A 20,716-nucleotide genomic window follows, 5' to 3' on the forward strand; every position below is an offset into this window, starting at 1 on the left:
GCGCAAGCGCTCATCAGCGCAACCCCAATCCCCGCGCAATCACGCCACGCAAAATCTCGTTGGTGCCACCGCGCAGAGTGAATCCGGGACGCTGCACGACAGCGTCGGCGAGCAGCTGACGGTAATCGTCATCGTCGATCTCACCGAGCAGGTCGGCGAAGTCGGCGATGTCGCCCTCGGCGGTGGTGCCGAGCACCTTGACGACCGCCGCGGCGGTATCGGCAGGCTCATGTCGCTCCAGAGCCCCGGCGACCGCCGTGGACATCACGTGCAGACCGGCGATGCGGGCGACGTAGCGGCCGAGGTCGGTGTGCCGGGGCAACTGCCCGTCACGCAGGTGCCCGGCGACATCGGCCAGCAGCGGAAAGGTCGACAGAAAACGCTCGGGGCCGCTGCGTTCGAAGCTCAGCTCCGAGGTGACCTGTTGCCATCCGTCACCGATGGTGCCGAACACCATGTCGTCCGGCACGAACGCCTCATCGAAGATCACTTCGTTGAAATGGTGTTTGCCGTTCATCGAGATGATCGGCCGGATGTCGACCCCGGGCGCGCGCAGGTCGACGATGAACTGGCTCAGCCCGTCGTGGCGATGCGCGGGATCCACCGGCGCCGTGCGAGCCAGGCAGATGAACGCGTGGGCCAGATGCGCGCCCGAGGTCCACACCTTGGCGCCGGTGAGCCGCCACCCGCCGTCGGCCTTGACCGCCCTGGTACGGACACTGGCGAGGTCGGAGCCGGAGTCCGGTTCGCTCATCCCGATGCCGAAGTAGCACTCGCCTGCCGCGATCGCGGGCAGGAACTTTCGCTTCTGCACCTCCGTGCCGTACTTCAACAGCGACGGCACGATCTGGCGGTCGGCGATCCAGTGTGCGCCCACCGGCGCACCCGCCGCGAGCAGTTCCTCGGTCACCACGAACCGCTCCCGGTGACTGCGTCCATGACCGCCGTACTCGACGGGAACCGTCATCCCCAGCCAGCCGCGCGCGGCCAGCGCCCTGCTGAACTCCTGGTCCCAGCCGGTCAGCCAGCAGTCGGCGTAGCGGCCGATCCTGCCTGCCTGTTGCTGTTCAGCGAGGAACTGACGCACCTCGAGGCGCAACTCGTCGAATTCATGTAAGTCATCGGCGAGGGCCGGGACGAGCGTGGCCATGTTCACTCCGTTCACCTGTCGGGCATGCCGCGGCGGTCAGCTACGTTGAATCCACTATGACTGCTACACCGCCTGCACTGACCATGTACACCACGACGTGGTGCGGCTACTGCTCCCGGCTCAAGGTTGCCCTGAAGTCCGAGGGCATTGCCTACACCGAGGTCGACATCGAGCAGGATCCGGCCGCGGCCGAATTCGTGATGTCGGTCAACGGTGGCAACCAGACGGTGCCGACGGTGAAGTTCGCAGACGGATCCGCGTTGACCAACCCGAGCATCAAGCAGGTCAAGGCCAAACTCTAGAGGTACGCCCAGGATTCGATGATCTCGCGGGCGATTGAGATCGAGCCCGGCAGCAGCAGTTTCGACGAGGTTTGCCCATCCCCGCCGGCATTCGCCGCGCTCCAGTCGCCGTGTTCGAGGGCGTCGCGGATCTCGGCGCGGGTGAACCAGCCCGCTTCGACGATTTCGCCGTCGTTGAACGCGAACGGCTGCTCCGGATCACCGATCGCGTGGAAGCCCACCATCAGCGAGCGTGGGAACGGCCACGGCTGACTACCCAGGTACTGGACGTCGGTGACGTTGAGTCCGACCTCCTCGGCGATCTCGCGGACCACGCAGGATTCGAAGGATTCGCCGGCCTCGACGAACCCGGCCAGGATCGAGAACAACCGCTCCGGCCATACCGCCTGACGGGCCAGGACCGCCCGGTCGTGACCGTCGTGCACCAGACAGATGACGGCCGGATCGATGCGGGGAAACTCCTCGTGCCCGTTCACCGCGTTGACCCGCGACCAGCCGCCCTTGGCCGGCTTCGTCGCAGCACCGTCGAGCGCGCTGAACCGGGCGTTGTCATGCCAGTTCAGCAGGGCGGTCGCGGTTGCCACCAGCTGTGCGCTGGTGTCGTCGAAGATCTGACCCGCCCGGCGCAGGTCGAGCACCTCGGATTCGGCGGCGGGATCCTCGGGTGCTTCCAGCGCCCCACGGACCGCCCAGACATGCTTGCCGTCCTGCACACGGCCCAGGAACACCGCATGCTCCGGCGGTTTCTCGCCGAGGGCCGCGGCCTTGCCGAGCACCACCCGACCACCCGAGATCAGCACCTGATTTCGTGGGTCCACCCGCAGCAGCAGCGCATCGGACCATCCGGCGGTGGCAGCGTCGATGTCGCTGCGCAGGGCATCGGCGCGGTCGGCACCGACGCGCGACAGCAGCGGAATGTTGCGTAGCTGGAAATTCATCGTTCCGCATCCGCACTGCGGATGTAGAGCAGGCGGTCGCCCGCCTCCAGCGCATCCACGTCCGGGGAGTCGACCCGCAACAGGCTGCCGTCCCGCACGACACCGAGGACGATGTCGGTCAGATGCCGAGGCGAGCCGCCCGCTTCCTTCGGCGTAACGGGCCGTTCGGCGATCGCAAAGCCCGCGTCGGGGGTCAGCAGATCTTCCATCATCTCCACGACGCTGGGGGTCTGGGTGGCCAGACCCAGCAGCCGGCCGGCGGTCTCCGAGGACACCACGGTGGAATCGGCGCCCGATTGTTCGAGCAGATGCTGGTTCTCCCGCTCACGAACCGCCGCGATGATCGTTGCCTTCGGCGCCAACTCGCGGGCCGTGAGCGTGACCATGACCGCGGTCGCGTCGTCGTCGGTGGCCACGATGATCGCCTTGGCGTGCTGGGCGCTGGCCAGCCGCAGCACCTCCGACTTGTTCGCGTCACCGTGGACGGTGACCAGACCTGCGGTCTTGGCCCGCTCCAATGCTGCCAAGTTCTCGTCGACGACGACGATGTCACCGGGGGCGACCTCATCGCCGACCATGGCGGCCACCGCGGTGCGGCCCTTGGTGCCGTACCCGATGACGACGGTGTGGTTGCGCACTTTGCTCCTCCAGCGCTGGATTTTCAGTGCCTGCCGTGACTGGGTGGTCAGCGTTTCCACCGTCGTACCGATCAGGACGATCAGGAAAGCGACCCGCAACGGTGTGATGATCAGCACGTTGACCAGTCGTGCCGACGGGGTGATCGGGGTGATGTCGCCGTAACCCGTGGTCGACAGCGACACCGTCGCGTAGTACAGGCAGTCCAGGAAAGAAAGCTGGTTCTCCTGCGCGTCGCGATAGCCGTCGCGGTCCAGGTAGACGATCACCACCGCGGCGAACAGGGCCAGCGTCGCGTAGATGACCCGCCGGATGATGCGTTGCGTCGGGCTGACGAATGGCTCGGGGATCTGCAGGACGTCGACGAGCCTGGCGTCGGGCCGCGACGACAGCGATTCATCGATCGCGGCGAGCCGGCGCCGCAGCCTGCCTCTAGCCACGACGACCGGTCTTCAGAGGGCGGAACCTGGGAAAACCCTGGATCGATCCGAGCGGACGCACGCCACAATGTAACCATGACCGCACCCTCGCCTCAGTCCATCTCCGCCGCACGCGGCGCCCACCGACTTGCCGCCCTGCTGCTCGGCATGGGCACATTGCACTTTGTCGCGCCCAAACCTTTCGACACGGTGATCCCGACCGAACTGCCCGGCAGTCCGCGCTTCTACACCTACGCGTCCGGGGTCGGCGAGTTGGCCACCGGCGCCCTGTTGGCCGCACCGCGTACCCGACGCCTGGGCGCGCTGGCCGCGGTGGTGCTGTTCATCGCCGTGTTCCCGGCGAACGTCAACATGGTGCGGTTGTGGTGGAGCAGGCCGTGGCCGGTGCGCATCGGCGCGATCGCCCGACTGCCGCTGCAGATCCCGATGATCACCGCCGCGCTCAAGGTGTACCGCAACTCTCAATCGGTCTGAGCGGCGAGCAGCGCGGCAAGTTCGTCTGCGTCGGGCAGGCGGTCCGGGCGGACTGTCTGGCCCGACCGCACGTAGTGGAACGCCGCATGCACCGATTCCGGCGGGCACCCACGCAACGCAGCCCATGCCAGCCGGTAGACCGCCAGCTGAATCGCCGCCTGCTCCTTGGCTTGCTGGGTGGACGGCGGTTCTCCGGTCTTCCAGTCCACCACCGTGGTGGTGCCGTCGGCATGCACAAAGACGGCGTCGATCCGGCCGCGCACCACAAATTTGCGGGTCTGTCCGATCACCATGTCGAACGGGACCTCCACCTCCGTGGGCGTGCGCGCAGCCCACGCCGACTTCACGAACGCCTCCTGCAACTCGGTCAGATCCTCGGCACACGCGCGCCCGCTGTCGCTGTCCATCGCGCCCGGCAGATCATCGAGGTCGAACAACCGCTCGGCATGGAAATACCGCTGTACCCAATCGTGGAATGCGGTGCCCAGTAAGGCGTGTGGGTCGGGGCGTTGCGGTAGCCGTCGGCGCAGCCGCTGCAGCGCAGCCTGCGGATCCCGGCTCAACTCCACCAGGGTGCTGACCGACAGCTGTCCCGGTAGTTCAGCCGCGGCACGCTGCGGTACGCGATCGCGTTCGGCCAGCAGCGCGTCCACGTCGGCCGCCCAGCCGTCGTCATCGGCCGGTGGACGGTGTTCGCCATCGGGTGCGTCGGCGAGATCGCCTGCCATCGCCCTGGCGACCAGATCCGCACCGCGGTTGACCTCGCCATCGCGGGGCACCGCCGCCGGCCAGGTCTCTTCGACGGCCTTGTCCCGCAGCGGATTGACCTCTCCCGCCACCGGATCGGGGGCCCAGTGGTCGATTTCGCCGCACGGCACCGTCCCGTCGTGCTCCTCGATGATGGCCTTGAGTTCGCACAAGAACTCCGAGGGTCCGCGGGGCTTGCTCTCGGTGGCGCCCCAGTGGTGACCGGACAGCAACAACGTGTCCTCGGCGCGGGTGATCGCCACATACAACAGCCGGCGTTCCTCATCGATGCGCCGCTGTTCCAGGCTGCGCTTGTGATCGGATATCTTGTCCGACAGCTTCTTTCGATCGTTCACGTCCGAGGTGTCGAGAACCGGCACCCCGATCTCGGAGACGGTGGCGCGATCACCGCGCAGCAGCGGCGGCAGATCGGAGGAATCGGTAAGCCAGGTGCGCGCCGACGCTGTCGACGGGAACACCCGCCCGCTCAGGTGCGGCACCGCCACCACCTGCCACTCCAGGCCCTTGGCAGCGTGCACGGTCAGGATCTGCACCCGATCGTGTGAGACGGTCAACTCCGCGGGTGCCAGACCGTTCTCCACCACCGCCGCGGCATCCAGGTAGGCCAGCAGGGCCAGCACCGACGCGCCGTTGCGACCCGCGAAATCGGCCACCAGGTCGCAGAAGGTGTCGAGATGTTCGGTGCCGGTCCAGCCCGCGGACACCGGGCGGGCCGACCGCGCCTCGGCATCCAACCCGGCCACGCGGCGCACTTCGGCAACCAGTTCGGGCAGCGGATGGTTCAGATGCGCACGCAGCATGGTCAGCTCCCAGCCCAGCGCCACGATGCGCTGATAACCGGCGGTCGAATACTTTTCGGCGGCACCGGGATCACAGATCGCGTCGGCCAGGCACGCGGCGTCAGCGTCCGGCGCGGCCTTGGCGATGATGTCGGCGGTGCTCTGCTCCCCCGCCGGGGTGTCATCGAGTTCCACCGCGCGGCGCCACAGCGCCGCGATGTCGCGAGCGCCGAACCGCCAGCGCGGGCCGGTGAGGATACGCATGACTGCCGACCCTGCGGTGGGATCGGCGACGAGCCGCAGCATGGCCACCAGATCTGCCACTTCGGGCACCGCGAGCAACCCGGCGACGCCGACCACTTCGACCGGCACACCGCGGGCGGTCAGCGCATCGGCCATCGGCACGGCATCGGCGTTGCGTCGCACCAGCACCGCGGCGGTCGGTGCAGCCGAGCCGTCGCTGCGCGCCCCGTGGTAGCGCTGCGCCAAATGGTCTGCCACCCAATCCCGTTCGGCTGCGACATCGGACAGCAGGGCACACCGGACGGTGCCCGGTTCGGCATCGGGCCGGGGCAGCAACGCCCGCACTGCGACCGACCGCCGCCGCGCCTGTGCCGACACCGCATTGGCCACATGCAGGGTGCTGGGCGGATTGCGCCAGCTGGTCCGCAGCTCCAAAGCCGGCGCTGGCGAGCCGTCGGCGTAGGGAAAGTCGGTGGTGAACCGGGGCAGGTTGGTGGCCGAGGCACCACGCCAGCCGTAGATCGACTGAATCGGATCCCCCACTGCGGTCAATGCCAAATCGTCGTCGACCCCGCCGCCGAACAACGATGACAGCGCCACCCGCTGAGCGTGGCCCGTGTCCTGGTATTCGTCGAGCAGTACCACCCGGAAACGTTGCCGCAGCTGCTCGCCCACCTGTGGGAACGTCGCGGCCAGCCGGGCGGCGGCGGCCATCTGCATGCCGAAGTCCATCACCTTGTCAGCGCGCATCCGCCGGTGCAGTGCATCGATCAGCGGCACCAACTCGGTGCGCTCGGTCTGGGTGGCCAACATCCGCAGCAGCCACTGGCTGGGCCCGCGGTCACGTTGGTAGGGCCCGGCCGGCAAGGTGTGCACCAGCCGTTCCAATTCGACATGGGTGTCCCGCAATTGGTCGGTGTCGACGAGGTGCTCGGCGAGTGCGCCGGACAGCCGAAGCACCATCGCGGTGACGGCCGCCGGTGTCTTGTCGATGGCCAACTCACCCGGGTGGGCGCACACCACGTCGAACGCCAATTGCCACAGCTCGGTTTCGCTGAGCAGCCGGGTATCCGGCTCCACCGGCAGCAGCAGGCCGTGCTCACGCAGCAAGGTCCCGGCGAATGCGTGGTAGGTGCTGACCGTGACCGCTTCGTCGGCAGCACCTGCGACCGGGGCCAGTCCGGCGCCGGCCAGCCGGGCCAGGCGGGTGCGGACCCGGCGCAGCAGCTGCCCGGCCGCCTTGCGGGTGAAGGTCAGGCCCAGCACCTGCGATGGGGTGGCGTAGCCGTTGGCGACCAGCCACACCACACGCGCCGCCATCGTCTCGGTTTTTCCGGCGCCGGCACCGGCGATCACCACCAGCGGTCCCGGCGGGGCGGCGATCACCGCGGCCTGCTCCTCGGTCGGCGCGAACAGACCCAGCGCCGAGGACAACTCGGCCGGGGTGTACCGCGCCGGCGTGATGGCGGACGTCGAGGCCGTCATGACCGCGGCGCCTGCGCCGGGCAGCTGGACCGCACGGGGCAGTTCGAGCAGCCGTCATTGACCCGCGCCAGGAACTGCGGGCCCGCGGTGGCGGCCGCAGCCTGGCTCACCGACTCCAGCCATTCGGCACGCGCCGCGGGCGTCAACGGGTCCTGTTCACGCTCGGTGGCCCCCGCTGCCCCGGTCTTGCCGAGATAGACCAACCGGCCGCCACCCGGCTCGTCCCCGTCGCGCAACAGGCCGGCCGCGACGGCGAGCTGATACATGGCCAGCTGGGCGTGGTTCTGCGCGTCGTCCTTGGTGACGGGACTCTTGCCGGTCTTGAGGTCCACCACCACCAGCCGGCCGGCGTCGTCGCGTTCCAGGCGGTCGAGCCGGCCACGCACCTGCACCCCGGGATGGTCGACTCCCGGTGCGGCGAGCACGCCTTCGACGTCGATCTCGGTGGCGACTTCGGTCAGCTCGCGCCGCGTCTGCTGCCGCCACTGAACGAATGTCTCCAGCATCGCCCGGTGCCGTACCAGCTCGTTCTCCGAATACCACTGCGCCTCGTAAGGCAGCTGCTCCCAGACCTTCTCGAGGTCATTGAGCAGTTGACTCTCGGTCGTGCCGGAATCGGCGACCAGGGCGTGCAGCAGCGAGCCGACCGTGGACCGCACATCGCGCCCGTCGCTGCCGCCGTGGCGTTCCAGCAGCCACCGCAGTGGACAGTCGGTGAGCATCTGCAGCGTCGACGGCGACAAGGTCACCACCTGCTCGGCATCGGACCACAGCGCCTCGTCGGTGGACAGTGGGGTCATGGCGTGCCATTGTGCCGGCTCGGCCCCGGGTACCCCTGCCGCCGCCAGCCTGGCCAATTGCGTTGCCGCGCAGGCGCGGGTGTCGTCGTCAACCGCATCGGTCGGCGCGCAGACCACCGCCCGCAGGCGCCCCACGAGCGCTGAGGGTGCCAGCACCCGCGGTGCGACCAGCGGCGGCTGCGGCACCGGATCGGTGGCCAGGGCGGCCAGCTCGGAGCAGAACGGTGACGGCAACAGCGACTCGTCGCCGGTATCGCTGTCCACGGCTGTCACCAGCAACCGCGTGCGGGCCCGGCCGATGGCCGCCATCAGCAGCCGGCGCTCCTCGGCCAGCAACGGTGCGCGCGTCGACACCGCATGGTCGGCGGCGGCGACCACCCCGTCGAGTACGTCGACCAGATGTTGGGTACCCAGCACACCACCACGCGGAATGGTGTTGGGCCACAATCCTTCCTGGAGCCCGGCGATCACCACGAAATCCCATTCCTGCCCCAGGGCCGCGTGGGCACTGAGCACGGCGACCGCGTCAGGCTGTGCATTCGGGTCAGCCGGTGCGGCGGGCGTCCCGAGTCGCGTGACGTGGTCGATCAGGCCGCGCAGCGACGCGCCGGCCGTCCGGCTGACGTACTGATCGGCGATGTCGAAGAGCGCGGTCACCGCATCAAGATCCCGATCGGCCTGCACGCCGACGGTTCCTCCCCGTTCGCTCGCCGCCAGCCACCGGCGCTGCAGCCCGGACGCGTGCCAGGCCTGCCACAAGGTGTAGCGCGGATCAGCACCGTCGGCGTCGCTGCGAGCGGCCGCGGCCAACACCGCGCGTAGGCGCCGCAACGGTCGCAGGTGCTCGGCGGACAAGCCGCGCGGTTCGTGTGCCACCGCGGCGACGAGCAGGTCGGCGAACTCACGCGGCGGTTGTGAGCCGTCCGCACGGCGCAGCGCCCTGCGCAGCTGACGCAGCGTGACCGGATCGACTCGGCTGATCGGCCCGGTGAGCAGCGCAACCGCGCCCTCCCCCGCCAATTCGCCTGCAGCGGTGGCCTCCAGCACCGTCAACAACGCAGCGACCGCGGGCTGCTGCGCCACCGCCAGTTCCGTGCCGGACGCCTGCACCGGCACTCCCGCCGCGGTGAGGGCACGCGCCAGCGCGGTACCCGCGCGCGGCACCGACCGCACGATCACGGCCATCTGCGACCACGGCACGCCGTCGAGCAGGTGCGCCCGGCGCAGCGCATCTGCGATCAGCGTGCACTCGGCGTGCGCCGAGGCGGCCAGTTGAACCGTCACGGTGCCCTCGGCCTGTTGACTGCCCGCCAATGTCCGGGTGGCGCCGACGCCGGGCAGGCGTTGCGCGAGACCGGAGACGGCCGAGGCCACCGCGGGCGCGCAGCGGTGTGAGGTGGTCAGGGTGATCGCCGGATGATCCTGATCGTCCAGGTCACGCAGCAGCACCGGGTCGGCGCCGCGGTAACCGAACACCGACTGGTCGGGATCACCGGCGATCACGGTCAGCCCGGCTCCGGCCGCCAGCACACGCACCAACCGGGCGGCCTGGGGGTCGAGGTGCTGCGCATCGTCGACCAACAACAGCCTGATGCGACCGCGTTCGGCGGCCAGTAGGTCGGGATCGGTGCCCAGCGCCTCCAACGCGGCCCCCACCAGCTCGGCCGCCCCCAGGGCCGGCACCGTGGCCTGCGGCGCCGCCATCCCGACCGCCGACCGCAGCAACATGATCTGCTCGTAATCCTGGGCGAACCGGCCCGCAGCCACCCACTCCGGCCTACCCGCGGAGCGACCGAGCCGTTGCAGCGCAACCGGATCCACGCCGCGCTCGGTGCAGCGGGCCATCAGGTCACGCAGTTCGGTGGCGAATCCACCGGTGGACAGCGCCGGCCACAACTGCTCGGGCCAGCCGACGGTTGAGTCCCGGCCGTCCTCCAGGTTCCCGGCCAGCAGTTCGCGGATGATGCCGTCCTGTTCGGCGCTGGTGATCAGCCGCGGTGGCGGGTCACCGTTGCGTTGGGCAGCCAGTCGCAGCACCGCGAACGCGTACGAGTGGACGGTGCGGACCAGCGGTTCCCGCACGACGCGCTGCTCGCCTGCGGCCAGGAGCTTCGCGGTGATCGCACCTCGCGCCGCCGCCCGCAACCGGGCCGAACCGGTCAACAACAGAACAGATTCGGGGTCGGCGCCGGCCGCGATGTGCTCGACCGCAGTGGACACCAGCATCGAACTCTTACCGGTGCCCGGCCCGCCCAGCAGGCGCACCACGCCGCTGCTTCCCGGATCGAGCAGTGCGGTGTCGGTCAGGCCGTGCTGTTGGCCGACGCGCTCGACGTGTCGTGCAGTCATGACAGGAATGACACCAGAGGGGTCCGACAACACCGGCCGGTTCGCGCCCTGGCAGCATCAATGGGGTGTCCGCCGACGTCTTGCATGTACACCGCTACGGGCCCGCGGGGCCGCCGAAGCTGCTCCTCATCCACGGGTTGACCGGGCACGGTCAGCGCTGGCAGACCCTGGCCACCAAGCATCTGCCCGAGGTCTCCATCCTGGCCCCCGACTTGCTCGGGCACGGCCGCACGTCGTGGGCGGCGCCGTGGACACTGGATGCCAACACCGAGGCACTGGCAACCCTGCTGGATGGTCCGGTGCTGGTGGTCGGGCATTCGTTCGGCGGTGCGCTCGCGCTGAATCTGGCTGCCGCCCACCCAGATCTGGTCGCCGGGCTGGTGCTGCTGGATCCGGCGGTCGGTCTCGACGGCGACTGGATGCGCGAGATCGCCGACAACATGCTGGCGTCGCCGGATTACCCGGACCGGGACGAGGCACGCGCGGAAAAAATCAACGGATCGTGGGGTGAGGTCGAACCCGCCGAACTGGAACGCGAGCTGGACGAGCATCTGATCGAGCTTCCCGGCGGCCGCTACGGGTGGCGCATCAGCATCCCGGCGATGATGTCGTACTGGAGTGAGCTGGCCCGCCCGTTCGCGTTGCCCGCCACCGGAACCCCGACCGTGCTGGTGCGGGCCACCCGGACCAGCCCGCCGTATGCGCGCGAGGAGTTGATCGCCGCCCTGACCGCACGGCTCGGACCGGATTTCCGCCTGCTGGACTGGGACTGCAACCACATGGTGGCCCAGGCACTCCCGGCAGACACCGCCGGGCTGATCCGCAAGCGACTGGGATAACCGTGCCTTCGGTTACCGAGGAGCAGGTCGAGGCGGTGCGGGCCCTGGTGGCCGCCATACCGGCGGGAAAAGTGTCGACCTACGGTGACATCGCCGATGCCGCCGACCTTTCCAGCCCTCGCATCGTCGGCTGGATCATGCGCACCGACTCGTCAGACCTGCCCTGGCACCGGGTGATCACCGCCTCGGGTCGCCCGGCGCCACACCTGGCCACCCGGCAACTCGAGCGGTTACGCGCCGAGGGGGTGCTGGCGGTCGACGGCCGGGTCCGGCTCGCCGAGTACCGGCACACTTTCTCCCGCCCAGCAGACAGTTAGGTACCCGAAAAGGGTGCTGACCGGTACCGGGCTGTCTGCTCGCCGGGGGAACTCCGGGGATTGGAACGTCAGACCATCAACCGCACCAACGACGCGGTGCGCGCCAGGCCGGGAAACGCCGCGGCCGTGGAACGCGGATGCAGCGCATGCACCGCCAGGCGGAACATCAACGCCCGCAACAGCATCTGCGGCCACTCCGGCAGTGACTCCCAGCGCTCGACGAGACCATCGTCGGCGTCACCCCAGGACAGCGCATCGACCACCACCACCCCGGCGGCCCACGGCGCAGGCCGCCAGTACGGGGTGATGTCGGTGATTCCCGGGGCGGCGGTGCCCGCGAAAAGCACTGTGCCGTAGAGGTCGCCATGCACCAGCTGGCTGGCGATCTTGGTGGGTCTGCGCAGTCCGGCGAGTTGCTTGATCAGTTCGACGGACCGTTGTCCGTCGGTCGACCCCGGCGCCACCCTGGCCCCGGCGGGCAGCGAATGCAACGGGCGCTCTTCCCACGCCGCGCGATCGGCTGCGATGAACACGTCCACATCGGCCCACGGCGCGACGGGCGGCTGGGTCAGAAACCGCGGACGCTCCAGCGTGGCGGTGGCCTCGTGGAGCCGCACTGCGGCCGAAACCACCTCATCGTGGCGCGGTTCCGGAGTTCCCGCGACGAAGGTGTCGGCGCGCCAGCCGGCGACGACGTAACGACCGTCGGTGGAGCGCACCGGCCGTGCCAGCCTGACCCCGTCGACGAACAGGGTTTCGCGGACCTTTGCCGACCAGGCTGCCCTGGCGTGATCGGCGACCATCGACATCACGACCTCGCCGCAGCGCCAGCCACCCTCCCAGCTCGAGCCGAGCGGCACCGGCCGCACCCCGGACAGCCCGAACGCCGCCAGCACATGTTCCGGCGGCCGCTCCACACTCACAAGCTCAGCCTAAGGTGTAACCCCGCAAACCGGCCGTCAGTACATGACCATGTCGGGCTCGAGCTGATTTGCCCATGCCACGATGCCGCCCTGCAGATGCACCGCATCGGAGAATCCGGCGTTCTTGACGATGGCCAACACCTCGGCCGAGCGCACCCCGGTCTTGCAGTACAGCACCGGGGTTCGGTCCACCTTCAGCTTGGCAAGGGCATCACCCGACTCGAACGTCGGCTTCGGGATCAACTCGGCGCCCGTGATGTGATTGATATCCCACTCCACCGGCTCGCGGACGTCGATCAGGGCCAACGGCTTCCCGGAATCCATCAGGTCGCGCAGTTCGCGCGGCGTGATCGTGGAACCGACGGCAGCGTCCGCGGCGTCCTGGGACACCACACCGCAGAACTCTTCGTAATCGATCAGCTCGGTGATCTTCGGTGTCGCCGGGTCCTTGCGGATCCGGATGGTGCGGTAGGTCATGTCGAGCGCGTCGTAGACCATCAGCCGACCCAGCAGCGGCTCCCCGATACCGGTGATCAGTTTGATCGCCTCGGTTCCCATCACCGAGCCGACCGACGCGCACAGGATGCCGAGCACGCCACCCTCGGCGCACGAGGGCACCATCCCCGGTGGCGGGGGCTCCGGGTACAGGTCGCGATAGTTCAGGCCGAGCCCGTCGGGGGCGTCCTCCCAGAACACCGAGATCTGGCCTTCGAAGCGGTAGATCGAACCCCACACGTACGGCTTACCTGCCAGCACGGCGGCGTCGTTGACCAGGTAGCGGGTGGCGAAGTTGTCGGTGCCGTCCAGGATCAGGTCGTACTGGCTGAACAGCTCGACCGCGTTGTCCGGTTCCAACCGGAACTCGTGCAGATTCACCTGGACGAGCGGGTTGATCTCCAGGATCGAGTCCCGCGCGCTCTGCCCCTTCGGTCGCCCGACGTCGTGGACGCCGTGGATGATCTGACGCTGCAGATTGGACTCGTCGACTTCGTCGAACTCGACGATGCCTATGGTGCCGACACCGGCGGCGGCCAGGTACAGCAGCGTCGGCGAGCCGAGTCCGCCTGCGCCGATGACCAGCACCTTGGCGTTCTTGAGCCGCTTCTGCCCGTCGAGCCCCAGATCGGGAATGATCAGGTGCCTGCTGTAGCGCACGACCTCTTCACGTGTCAGCTCGGCGGCCGGCTCAACCAGCGGCGGCAACGACACATCCAAATTCGCGGACACCGTATGTCTCCTCTAGTCAGGGTCCCTTGGTAAGTACCCACAACGGTAATCCGACCGCCATCCTTCCCATGCCCGGGTGGTCGCCGAGGACTCCGGTTACGCGATGGGGTACGGCCAGGGATTGAACCGGCACGTCAATCCGTCCGCCTTGACGGTTTCCGGGTCGAATCTGGCGGCGTCGTCGTTCGCCGTGGAGAACGTCTGCTGCATCATGATCGGCGCGAGGTCGCCGTTGCCGCCGCACGCCTCGTGCCGCTGATAGCCGATGGCGTGGCCGACTTCGTGGTTGATCAGATACTGCCGGTAGGAGCCGATATCCCCCTGGAACGGCACCGCCCCACGGACCCAGCGGGCCTCGTTGACGAATACCCGGGGCTGATTTCCGTCGTAGGACGGGTTGTAGCAGGACGCCTCGAGCTGGATGTCGTAGCCGCAGCCCTCACGCACCGTCATCGGGGAGGTCAGCGATACCCGGAAGTCGGGTTCGACACCGCTGGCGGCATCGACCCGGGTGAAGGCGAACAGCCCGTTGTGGGTCCAGCTTTTCGGGTTGGCCAGGGTTTCGCTGACCATCCGGGCGAAGCCCTCGTCACCGCCGAAAGACGCGGTGTCCACGCCGTCCTCCACCTCGACGGTGTAGGTGAACGATTTTGTCGTGCCCTCGCCCACCTTCGGGATCGCGCCGGGGACGACGTGCCAGATCTTGGTGCCTGCCTCGGTGAACGGACCCCCTGCGGGCAGGATCCCCGTGGGCAGGCTGGCGTCGAACTCGGTCAGGCCCTTGGGTGGGGCCCCGACGATGGCGGTGCTGGCCACGCCGATGGTCGGCGGGCCCTGAACGGGACCGTCATCTTCGTTCACGGTCTGCGAGGTGCTGGTGCCGGTAACGGTCTGGTACAGCACCACCACGGTCAACACCACCAGCACCGGCAGCGCATAAGCCCGCCAGCCGTAGGTTGAGATGAAACGTCCCAGCCAGGTCTGCTTGCGCCAGCGTTGGTGGTCGTCCCGGTTGGAACGGGTGCGTCCCGATTCCACCGCGAGCGGATCGCGTTGCGCGCGCAGCGGCTCCCGCCACTCGTTGCGCAGCGCCGGGACACGGCCACCCCCGCGACGTCCCGGGTCGTAGGTCACCGCACCAGAATGGCACAGGCCCCTGAGAATCGGACTCCAGCGCTGCCTCACCGTGACCACGCCGGTGTCATTTCGAAATGTGCGCGTTTCCCGTCATCTCGGACACATTTCGCAACCGAGGTCGCAACGGTAGTACTGTCGCTTTGATGAGCAGCTTGGACAAGCACTGCCAAGCGCGCCAGAGCAATACAGATTGAGGACTTGATGAGCGAACTCGCCAACACCGCCGAGAGGAGAGGTGAAAAGCCAGCTTCCGGCGGTGGCCGACGCGGCAACCGGCTTCCGCGTGACGAACGTCGCGGACAGCTTCTGGCCGCGGCCAGCGAGGTATTCGTCGACCGCGGCTATCACGCCGCGGGGATGGACGAGATCGCCGATCGTGCCGGTGTGAGCAAACCGGTTCTCTACCAACACTTCTCATCGAAGCTGGAGCTGTATCTGGCGGTACTGCACCGCCACGTCGACAACCTGGTGTCCGGGGTGCGCCAAGCCTTGCGCACCACCACCGACAACCGGCAACGGTTGCGCGCGGCGGTCGAGGCGTTCTTCGACTTCATCGAGCACGACGGTCAGGGCTACCGGCTCATCTTCGAGAACGACTACGTCACCGAGCCACAGGTCGCCGCGCAGGTGAAGGTCGCCACCGAATCGTGCACCGACGCCGTGTTCGATCTGATCAGTCGCGATTCCGGGCTGGAGGCCCACCGGGCCAGGATGATCGCGGTCGGCCTGGTGGCGATCAGCGTCGACTCCGCGCGGTACTGGTTGAACAACGAGCGGCCGATCGACCGGTCGGCCGCCGTAGAGGGCACGGTGCAGTTCGCCTGGGGCGGACTGTCACACGTGCCACTCACCCGGTCCTAGAGCCGGGCTACGCGCCCGGCCCTCGGGCCGCTTCAGGCGGTTTCGGCGCCCACGCCGAAGCCGACCCGACGCACATCCGCGGCACCGATCTCGACGTAGGCGATCCTGCTGGTCTGCACCAGGAAGCGACGGCCCTTCTCATCGGTCAGCGCGAGCACAACCGAATCGCCGCTGAGCGCATCGGTGACCTGCTTCTCGACCTCGGTCGGCGTCTGCGCGCTGTTGAAGGCCAGCTCACGCGGGCTGTCCGTGACACCGATCTTGACCTCCACGTGGACCTCTTTCCTCTTGCTGTGACTACGTGTCCGTTTCCTTCAGAAGGCTAGTGGACGGGAGCGGCCCAATGCGCCGCGGTGAGCTCGCAGCGGGCGAAGCACGGAGACATTGCGCGATCCAACCGAGTCCGGACCGTAACCAACACGCCCCATGCATAACCTCACCCGTCACTTCTGCATCGATAGCATCAGCATCGACATTGGGACGAGACGACTGGGACAGCCGCATGACCAGGCAATATTCGCCGTATGACACCAGGCCGACCGAGCGATTCGGCGACCACTCTGCAGAGCCGGGCACCGGCCGCGACAGCATGGGCTGGAGCGGTACCGGCGCGGCGGCCGGCGGTTACGCCGGTGGCGAATACGGCGCGCCCGCCGAGGACTACGAGGATTACGACGATTACGCCGGCGACATCGAGTTCTACGAAGAGCCCATCGATCGGCGGTGGGTCTGGGTGGCCGGGGTGGCCGGCGTCATCCTGCTGGTGGCAGTGATCTGCACCGTCGTCATCCTGGGCGGCGGTGACAGCGGTTCGGTGTCGGCGAGCCCCACCTCGCCGGCGCAGCCCACCGCCACCACGGCGCCCCAGGACGCGATCTCCACACCGGCGCCGCGAACCGTCACGCCGAGCGGACCCTCACTGTCCCCCGAAACGGTGACCACGGTGACCCCGTCCCCCAGCGTGACCGCCGCGCCCACGCCGGCACCCGCGGTCGCCCCGCCGGTCGAAGCCGCCCCACCGGCACCGGACCCACGGACCGTCACCTACCGCGTGACCGGCAACCGCCAGCTCATCGATCTGGTGACGGTGGTCTACACCGACCAGCAGGGTGCGCTGCAGACCGACATCAACGTCGCACTGCCCTGGGCCAAGACCGTGGTGCTCAATCCGGGAGTCGAGCTCAAGTCGGTGACCGCGACCAGCGTTGCCGGTCAGCTCAACTGCTCGATCACCGACGCGGCGGGCGCGGTGCTCGTGCAGCAGGCCAACAACAGCATGATCACCACCTGCACGCAGTAGCTCAGGCCAGGCCGAGCTCCTGCATCCGCGTGTTGTGGGTGTGCTGTAGCCGATCGAAGAACTCCGCCACCTGGGTGAGCCCCTCACCGCTGGACATCACCAGGTCCACCAGCTCATCGTGATCGGCGAGCACGTACTGCGCCTGGGTGACCGCCTCACCGAGCAGCCGACGCGCCCACAGGGCCAGGCGATGACGTTGACGATCGCTGGCGGTCACCGCGGCCTGAACTTCGGCCACGACGAACTGGGAGTGCCCCGTCTCGGCCAGCACCTCGCGGACCACGTCGGCCACCTCGTCGGGCAGCGCGTCGGCGATCTCCAGATAGAAGTCGGCGGCAAGCGCATCACCGATATAGGTCTTCACCAACGCTTCCAGCCACGTGCTGGGGGTGGTCATGCGGTGGTAGTTCTCCAACGCCGACGCATACTTCGTCATCGCAGATACGACGTCAACGCCCCTGCGCTCCAACGTATCCCGCAAAATCTCATAGTGGCCCATCTCAGCCGCGGCCATGCTGGCCATGTTGATCCGGCCACGCAGATTCGGCGCCATGCGAGCCTCTTCGGTGAGCCGGTAGAACGCCGCAACCTCACCGTAGGCCAGCACCGCGAACAATTCGTTGACGCCGGGATGGGCCGCCGAGACGCCTGAAGTGACCGGTTCGGCGATCGATTCTGCGGCATGCTGCGGCGAATTCATGACGCCAACTCTAGACGCCGCGCGACGTGCCGATCAGCCGGCAAATCAGGTCGCGTGCCCCGACCAGCTACAATGACAAGTGGTAACGGCTACGAGCTGACTATCGAGCCACCCAGGCCGTTGCCAAGGAAATGTGCGTGCACGCAGTTGGCCCGCCCCAGGCGCTGGGCCCAGCGGATCGGCACCGCCGCCTTCACCGGGCGAACCGGCCGTTTCATCGTTGAACTCGTGCGCGCGTGATGCCCATGAGGTTCGACAGCGAAAGGCTACCTCTACTCATATGACGCAACTCAATCCAACATTTGCCCATCTCGGCGTCCGCGACGAAATTGTGCGCGCACTGACCGAGAATGGCATTGAGCATCCCTTTGCCATCCAGGAACTGACCCTCCCGCTGGCGCTGGCAGGCGACGATTTGATCGGGCAGGCCCGCACCGGCATGGGCAAGACGCTGGCATTCGGCATCCCGCTGCTGCAACGGGTCTCCACCGACGAGACCCGCCCACTGACCGGCACGCCCCGCGCGCTGATCGTGGTGCCGACCCGCGAGCTGTGCATGCAGGTCTATGACGACCTGGCCACCGCCGCCAGGTACCTCGCCGGCCCCGACCGCAAGTTCAGCGTGACGTCCATCTACGGCGGGCGGCCCTACGAGCCGCAGATCGAGGCACTGCGCAATGGCGTCGACGTGGTCGTCGGCACACCGGGCCGGCTGCTCGACCTGGCCCAGCAGGGCCACCTGCAGCTCGGCGGCCTGTCGGTGCTGGTGCTCGACGAAGCCGACGAGATGCTCGACCTGGGCTTCCTGCCCGACATCGAGCGCATCCTGCGGCTGACCCCCGACGACCGGCAGTCGATGCTGTTCTCGGCCACCATGCCCGACCCGATCATCACGCTGGCCCGCACATTCATGAACCAGCCCACCCACATTCGGGCTGAGGCTCCGCACTCGGCGGCCACCCACGACACCACCGAACAGTTCGCCTACCGCGCCCATGCGCTGGACAAGGTCGAGCTGGTGAGCCGCGTGCTGCAGGCCCGCGGACGTGGCGCGACGATGATCTTCACCCGTACCAAGCGGACCGCACAGAAGGTGTCCGACGAACTCGCCGAGCGTGGCTTCAAGGTCGGCGCCGTGCACGGCGACCTGGGCCAGGGCGCCCGGGAGAAGGCGCTGAAGTCGTTCCGCAACAGCGACACCGATGTCCTGGTCGCCACCGACGTCGCCGCCCGCGGTATCGACATCGACGACATCACCCACGTCATCAACTACCAGATCCCCGAAGACGAGCAGGCCTACGTGCACCGCATCGGCCGCACGGGCCGCGCGGGCAAGACCGGCATCGCGATCACGCTCGTGGACTGGGACGATCTTTCCCGCTGGGAGCTGATCGACAAGGCGTTGGGGCTGGGCTGCGCCGACCCGGCGGAGACGTATTCGAGTTCGCCGCACCTCTACGAGGAACTCGACATCCCGACCGATGTGACCGGCACGATCGCCGCGCCGCGCCGCCGCACTGCGGCCAAGCGCACGGAGAAGCGGAACTCGTCGGATTCCTCCGAGGACCGTCCGGCCAGGACCAGGACCCGCACCCGGCGTCGGACCCGGGCCGGCGAGCCGAGCACCGGCCACCCCGAATCGGCAGACGCCGACGCCGCACCGGCGGCCGAGTCGGGTGACGCGGACGGCGACGGGTCACCCGCGCGCCGCCGTCGCCGGCGCCGTCCGCGCAAGACCGAAGCAGCCGCAGCAGGTTAACCGGCAACACACCATTCGATGGTCAAACCGGAACGCCGCACCCGCGGCGACATGGTGGCGGCTGCGGCGATCGTTGCAGTGATCGCGGTGGTCGCCGCCCTCATCTGGTGGACGAGCGACGCGCGGGCCACGGTCAGCCGGCCCGCGACGTCACCGGTCCCCTATCTCACCCCGGCTCGAGAGGTGCCCGCCGGCCTTGAGCAGCTGTGGGCGACGCCCAGCCCGAAGACCACCATCCCGGTCGTCGCGGGTGGGTCCGTGGTCACTGCCGAGGGGCGGACCGTCACCGGGCGTGATCCGGTCAGCGGCGCGACGCTGTGGAGCTACGCCCGCGACGTCGAGTTGTGCGGTGTGACGTCGGTGTACCAGTACGCGGTCGCCGTCTACCCGGACAGCCGCGGCTGCGGCCAGGTCAGCACCATCGACGGCAAGACCGGTAACCGCGGACCCGCGCGCAGTGGGTACGCCGATCCCGAGGTGCGGTTGTCCACCGATGGCACCACCGTGCTCTCCGCCGGGGACAGCCGGCTGGAATTGTGGCGCTCGGACATGGTCCGGATGCTGAGCTACGGATCGCTTGACGCCAAGATCAAGCCCGATGTGCCGGCCTCGGTGATCTGCCGACTGGTATCGGTGGCGTCGAGTTCGTCGGCGGTGTCTGCGCTGGAATCCTGCCCCAAACGCGACGATCTGCGGTTGACGTTGCTGCGGCCCGCCGACGAGGAGGACACCCCTGACGTGCGTCACGTCGACCTGCCTGGCGTCACCGCCGAGTCCGGAGCCCAGGTGATCGCGGTGACGGACACCACCACCGCCGTCTACGTGCCCACACCCAAACCCACCGTCAACGTCATCGACGAGACAGGGGCCACCGTCGCGAGCACACTGCTACCCAAACCGGCTGCACCGCAATCGGTTTCCACCCGATCCGGGGATCTGGTGACGTGGTGGACAGGTGACTCGGTGCTGGTGTTCGACGCCGCCGGGCTGCGGTACAAGTACACCGTCACCCCGTCCGGACCCCACGCCCCTGTCGGACCCGCCGTCGTGATGGCCGGACGCCTGCTGGTTCCGGTCAACGACGGTTACGACGTGTTCGATCCCGAGACCGGCTCCGGTGATCGACACATCCCGTACGACCGCCCCGCCGGCGACTCCCCGGTGATACCTGCCGTGGCCGGGCCCACGGTGCTCGAACAACGCGGCACCGAACTGGCAGCGCTCGGCGCGCCGTAGCTTCTCGGGCCCCGAGACTTTTCGGCGCCGAGACTTTCGGCGCCGAGATCAGC

The 20,716-nt window shown here is 68.3% G+C and carries 19 protein-coding genes; 8 read left to right on the forward strand and 11 right to left on the reverse strand.

Features of this window, described 5'->3' with window-relative positions:
• Nucleotides 1–13: 13 nt before the first annotated feature.
• The gene (locus M1247_RS17845; RefSeq protein ID WP_317157693.1) at nt 14–1,150 is read right to left on the reverse strand and encodes an acyl-CoA dehydrogenase family protein; all 1,137 of its coding nucleotides are present in this window, start codon (nt 1,148–1,150) and stop codon (nt 14–16) included.
• A gap of 56 nt (nt 1,151–1,206) precedes the next feature.
• On the opposite strand from M1247_RS17845, the gene M1247_RS17850 reads away from it, so the two are divergent.
• On the forward strand, nt 1,207–1,452 hold the full coding sequence (locus M1247_RS17850; protein WP_317157694.1) for a mycoredoxin: 246 nt from the start codon (nt 1,207–1,209) through the stop codon (nt 1,450–1,452).
• Here the strand turns inward: M1247_RS17850 and nudC are convergent.
• Nucleotides 1,449–2,390 (reverse strand): NAD(+) diphosphatase, encoded by a 942-nt coding sequence (gene nudC, locus M1247_RS17855; protein ID WP_317157695.1) that lies wholly within the window; start codon nt 2,388–2,390, stop codon nt 1,449–1,451. The two genes, M1247_RS17850 and nudC, sit on opposite strands and share 4 nt — an antisense overlap.
• Complete coding sequence (locus tag M1247_RS17860; RefSeq protein WP_317157696.1) at nt 2,387–3,466, reverse strand: potassium channel family protein; 1,080 nt, start codon at nt 3,464–3,466, stop codon at nt 2,387–2,389. The genes nudC and M1247_RS17860 overlap by 4 nt, the downstream gene beginning before the upstream one ends.
• A 75-nt stretch (nt 3,467–3,541) precedes the next feature.
• On the opposite strand from M1247_RS17860, the gene M1247_RS17865 reads away from it, so the two are divergent.
• Nucleotides 3,542–3,940 carry a DoxX family protein gene (locus M1247_RS17865; protein ID WP_317157697.1) on the forward strand — a complete coding sequence of 133 codons (399 nt, stop codon included), beginning with the start codon at nt 3,542–3,544 and terminating at the stop codon, nt 3,938–3,940.
• On the opposite strand, the gene M1247_RS17870 is transcribed toward M1247_RS17865, so the two are convergent.
• Nucleotides 3,928–7,215: an ATP-dependent helicase gene (locus M1247_RS17870; RefSeq protein ID WP_317157698.1), complete on the reverse strand. Its 3,288-nt coding sequence runs from the start codon at nt 7,213–7,215 to the stop codon at nt 3,928–3,930. The genes M1247_RS17865 and M1247_RS17870 overlap by 13 nt on opposite strands.
• Nucleotides 7,212–10,364, reverse strand: a complete 3,153-nt coding sequence (locus M1247_RS17875; RefSeq protein ID WP_317157699.1) for an ATP-dependent helicase — start codon at nt 10,362–10,364, stop codon at nt 7,212–7,214. Before M1247_RS17875 ends, M1247_RS17870 begins: the two co-directional genes overlap by 4 nt.
• Before the next feature lie 65 nt (nt 10,365–10,429).
• On the opposite strand from M1247_RS17875, the gene M1247_RS17880 reads away from it, so the two are divergent.
• A complete protein-coding gene (locus M1247_RS17880) occupies nt 10,430–11,203 on the forward strand; it encodes an alpha/beta fold hydrolase (RefSeq protein WP_317157700.1) in 774 nt (257 codons plus the stop codon).
• A 2-nt stretch (nt 11,204–11,205) separates the two neighbouring features.
• Nucleotides 11,206–11,520: an MGMT family protein gene (locus M1247_RS17885; protein ID WP_317157701.1), complete on the forward strand. Its 315-nt coding sequence runs from the start codon at nt 11,206–11,208 to the stop codon at nt 11,518–11,520.
• A 68-nt stretch (nt 11,521–11,588) separates the two neighbouring features.
• Here M1247_RS17885 and M1247_RS17890 read toward each other — a convergent pair whose 3' ends face one another.
• The 3 genes from M1247_RS17890 to M1247_RS17900 all read right to left on the reverse strand — a co-directional run bounded on the left by M1247_RS17890 (nt 11,589) and on the right by M1247_RS17900 (nt 14,804).
• Nucleotides 11,589–12,443: a TIGR02569 family protein gene (locus M1247_RS17890; protein WP_317157702.1), complete on the reverse strand. Its 855-nt coding sequence runs from the start codon at nt 12,441–12,443 to the stop codon at nt 11,589–11,591.
• Between the two features lie 36 nt (nt 12,444–12,479).
• Nucleotides 12,480–13,658, reverse strand: coding sequence for an adenylyltransferase/sulfurtransferase MoeZ (gene moeZ / locus M1247_RS17895; RefSeq protein ID WP_317157897.1), 1,179 nt, complete (start codon nt 13,656–13,658; stop codon nt 12,480–12,482).
• A 108-nt stretch (nt 13,659–13,766) separates the two neighbouring features.
• Complete coding sequence (locus tag M1247_RS17900; protein WP_317157703.1) at nt 13,767–14,804, reverse strand: DUF3152 domain-containing protein; 1,038 nt, start codon at nt 14,802–14,804, stop codon at nt 13,767–13,769.
• A gap of 204 nt (nt 14,805–15,008) precedes the next feature.
• On the opposite strand from M1247_RS17900, the gene M1247_RS17905 reads away from it, so the two are divergent.
• Nucleotides 15,009–15,668 (forward strand): HTH-type transcriptional activator FasR, encoded by a 660-nt coding sequence (locus M1247_RS17905; protein ID WP_317157704.1) that lies wholly within the window; start codon nt 15,009–15,011, stop codon nt 15,666–15,668.
• A 32-nt stretch (nt 15,669–15,700) separates the two neighbouring features.
• Here the strand turns inward: M1247_RS17905 and M1247_RS17910 are convergent, their stop codons facing one another.
• Nucleotides 15,701–15,940: a DUF3107 domain-containing protein gene (locus M1247_RS17910; protein ID WP_317157705.1), complete on the reverse strand. Its 240-nt coding sequence runs from the start codon at nt 15,938–15,940 to the stop codon at nt 15,701–15,703.
• Nucleotides 15,941–16,170: 230 nt separating this feature from the next.
• On the opposite strand from M1247_RS17910, the gene M1247_RS17915 reads away from it, so the two are divergent.
• Nucleotides 16,171–16,968: a hypothetical protein gene (locus M1247_RS17915; RefSeq protein WP_317157706.1), complete on the forward strand. Its 798-nt coding sequence runs from the start codon at nt 16,171–16,173 to the stop codon at nt 16,966–16,968.
• Nucleotide 16,969: 1 nt separating this feature from the next.
• On the opposite strand, the gene M1247_RS17920 is transcribed toward M1247_RS17915, so the two are convergent.
• Together M1247_RS17920 and M1247_RS17925 are read right to left on the reverse strand one after the other, a co-directional pair.
• Nucleotides 16,970–17,668, reverse strand: a complete 699-nt coding sequence (locus tag M1247_RS17920) for a ferritin-like fold-containing protein (RefSeq protein WP_317157707.1) — start codon at nt 17,666–17,668, stop codon at nt 16,970–16,972.
• 89 nt (nt 17,669–17,757) lie between these two features.
• Complete coding sequence (locus tag M1247_RS17925) at nt 17,758–17,886, reverse strand: hypothetical protein (RefSeq protein WP_317157708.1); 129 nt, start codon at nt 17,884–17,886, stop codon at nt 17,758–17,760.
• 62 nt (nt 17,887–17,948) lie between these two features.
• On the opposite strand from M1247_RS17925, the gene M1247_RS17930 reads away from it, so the two are divergent.
• Together M1247_RS17930 and M1247_RS17935 are read left to right on the forward strand one after the other, a co-directional pair.
• Nucleotides 17,949–19,427, forward strand: coding sequence for a DEAD/DEAH box helicase (locus tag M1247_RS17930; RefSeq protein WP_317157709.1), 1,479 nt, complete (start codon nt 17,949–17,951; stop codon nt 19,425–19,427).
• Nucleotides 19,428–19,445: 18 nt separating this feature from the next.
• Entirely contained in the window at nt 19,446–20,663 is a 1,218-nt protein-coding gene (locus tag M1247_RS17935; RefSeq protein WP_317157710.1) for an Rv3212 family protein, read from the forward strand.
• Nucleotides 20,664–20,716 lie beyond the last annotated feature (53 nt).

The organism is Mycobacterium appelbergii (assembly GCF_032883035.1).
In the GTDB taxonomy this organism is placed as follows: domain Bacteria; phylum Actinomycetota; class Actinomycetes; order Mycobacteriales; family Mycobacteriaceae; genus Mycobacterium; species Mycobacterium appelbergii.

Bases quoted from the DNA above. Each gene is read 5' to 3' on its own strand.
- M1247_RS17845 (WP_317157693.1), bottom strand. From the start codon at position 1,150: ATGGCCACGCTCGTCCCGGCCCTCGCCGATGACTTACATGAATTCGAC.
- M1247_RS17850 (WP_317157694.1), top strand. From the start codon at position 1,207: ATGACTGCTACACCGCCTGCACTGACCATGTACACCACGACGTGGTGC.
- nudC (WP_317157695.1), bottom strand. From the start codon at position 2,390: ATGAATTTCCAGCTACGCAACATTCCGCTGCTGTCGCGCGTCGGTGCC.
- M1247_RS17865 (WP_317157697.1), top strand. From the start codon at position 3,542: ATGACCGCACCCTCGCCTCAGTCCATCTCCGCCGCACGCGGCGCCCAC.
- M1247_RS17870 (WP_317157698.1), bottom strand. From the start codon at position 7,215: ATGACGGCCTCGACGTCCGCCATCACGCCGGCGCGGTACACCCCGGCC.
- M1247_RS17875 (WP_317157699.1), bottom strand. From the start codon at position 10,364: ATGACTGCACGACACGTCGAGCGCGTCGGCCAACAGCACGGCCTGACC.
- M1247_RS17905 (WP_317157704.1), top strand. From the start codon at position 15,009: ATGAGCGAACTCGCCAACACCGCCGAGAGGAGAGGTGAAAAGCCAGCT.
- M1247_RS17915 (WP_317157706.1), top strand. From the start codon at position 16,171: ATGACCAGGCAATATTCGCCGTATGACACCAGGCCGACCGAGCGATTC.
- M1247_RS17920 (WP_317157707.1), bottom strand. From the start codon at position 17,668: ATGAATTCGCCGCAGCATGCCGCAGAATCGATCGCCGAACCGGTCACT.
- M1247_RS17925 (WP_317157708.1), bottom strand. From the start codon at position 17,886: ATGAAACGGCCGGTTCGCCCGGTGAAGGCGGCGGTGCCGATCCGCTGG.
- M1247_RS17930 (WP_317157709.1), top strand. From the start codon at position 17,949: ATGACGCAACTCAATCCAACATTTGCCCATCTCGGCGTCCGCGACGAA.
- M1247_RS17935 (WP_317157710.1), top strand. From the start codon at position 19,446: ATGGTCAAACCGGAACGCCGCACCCGCGGCGACATGGTGGCGGCTGCG.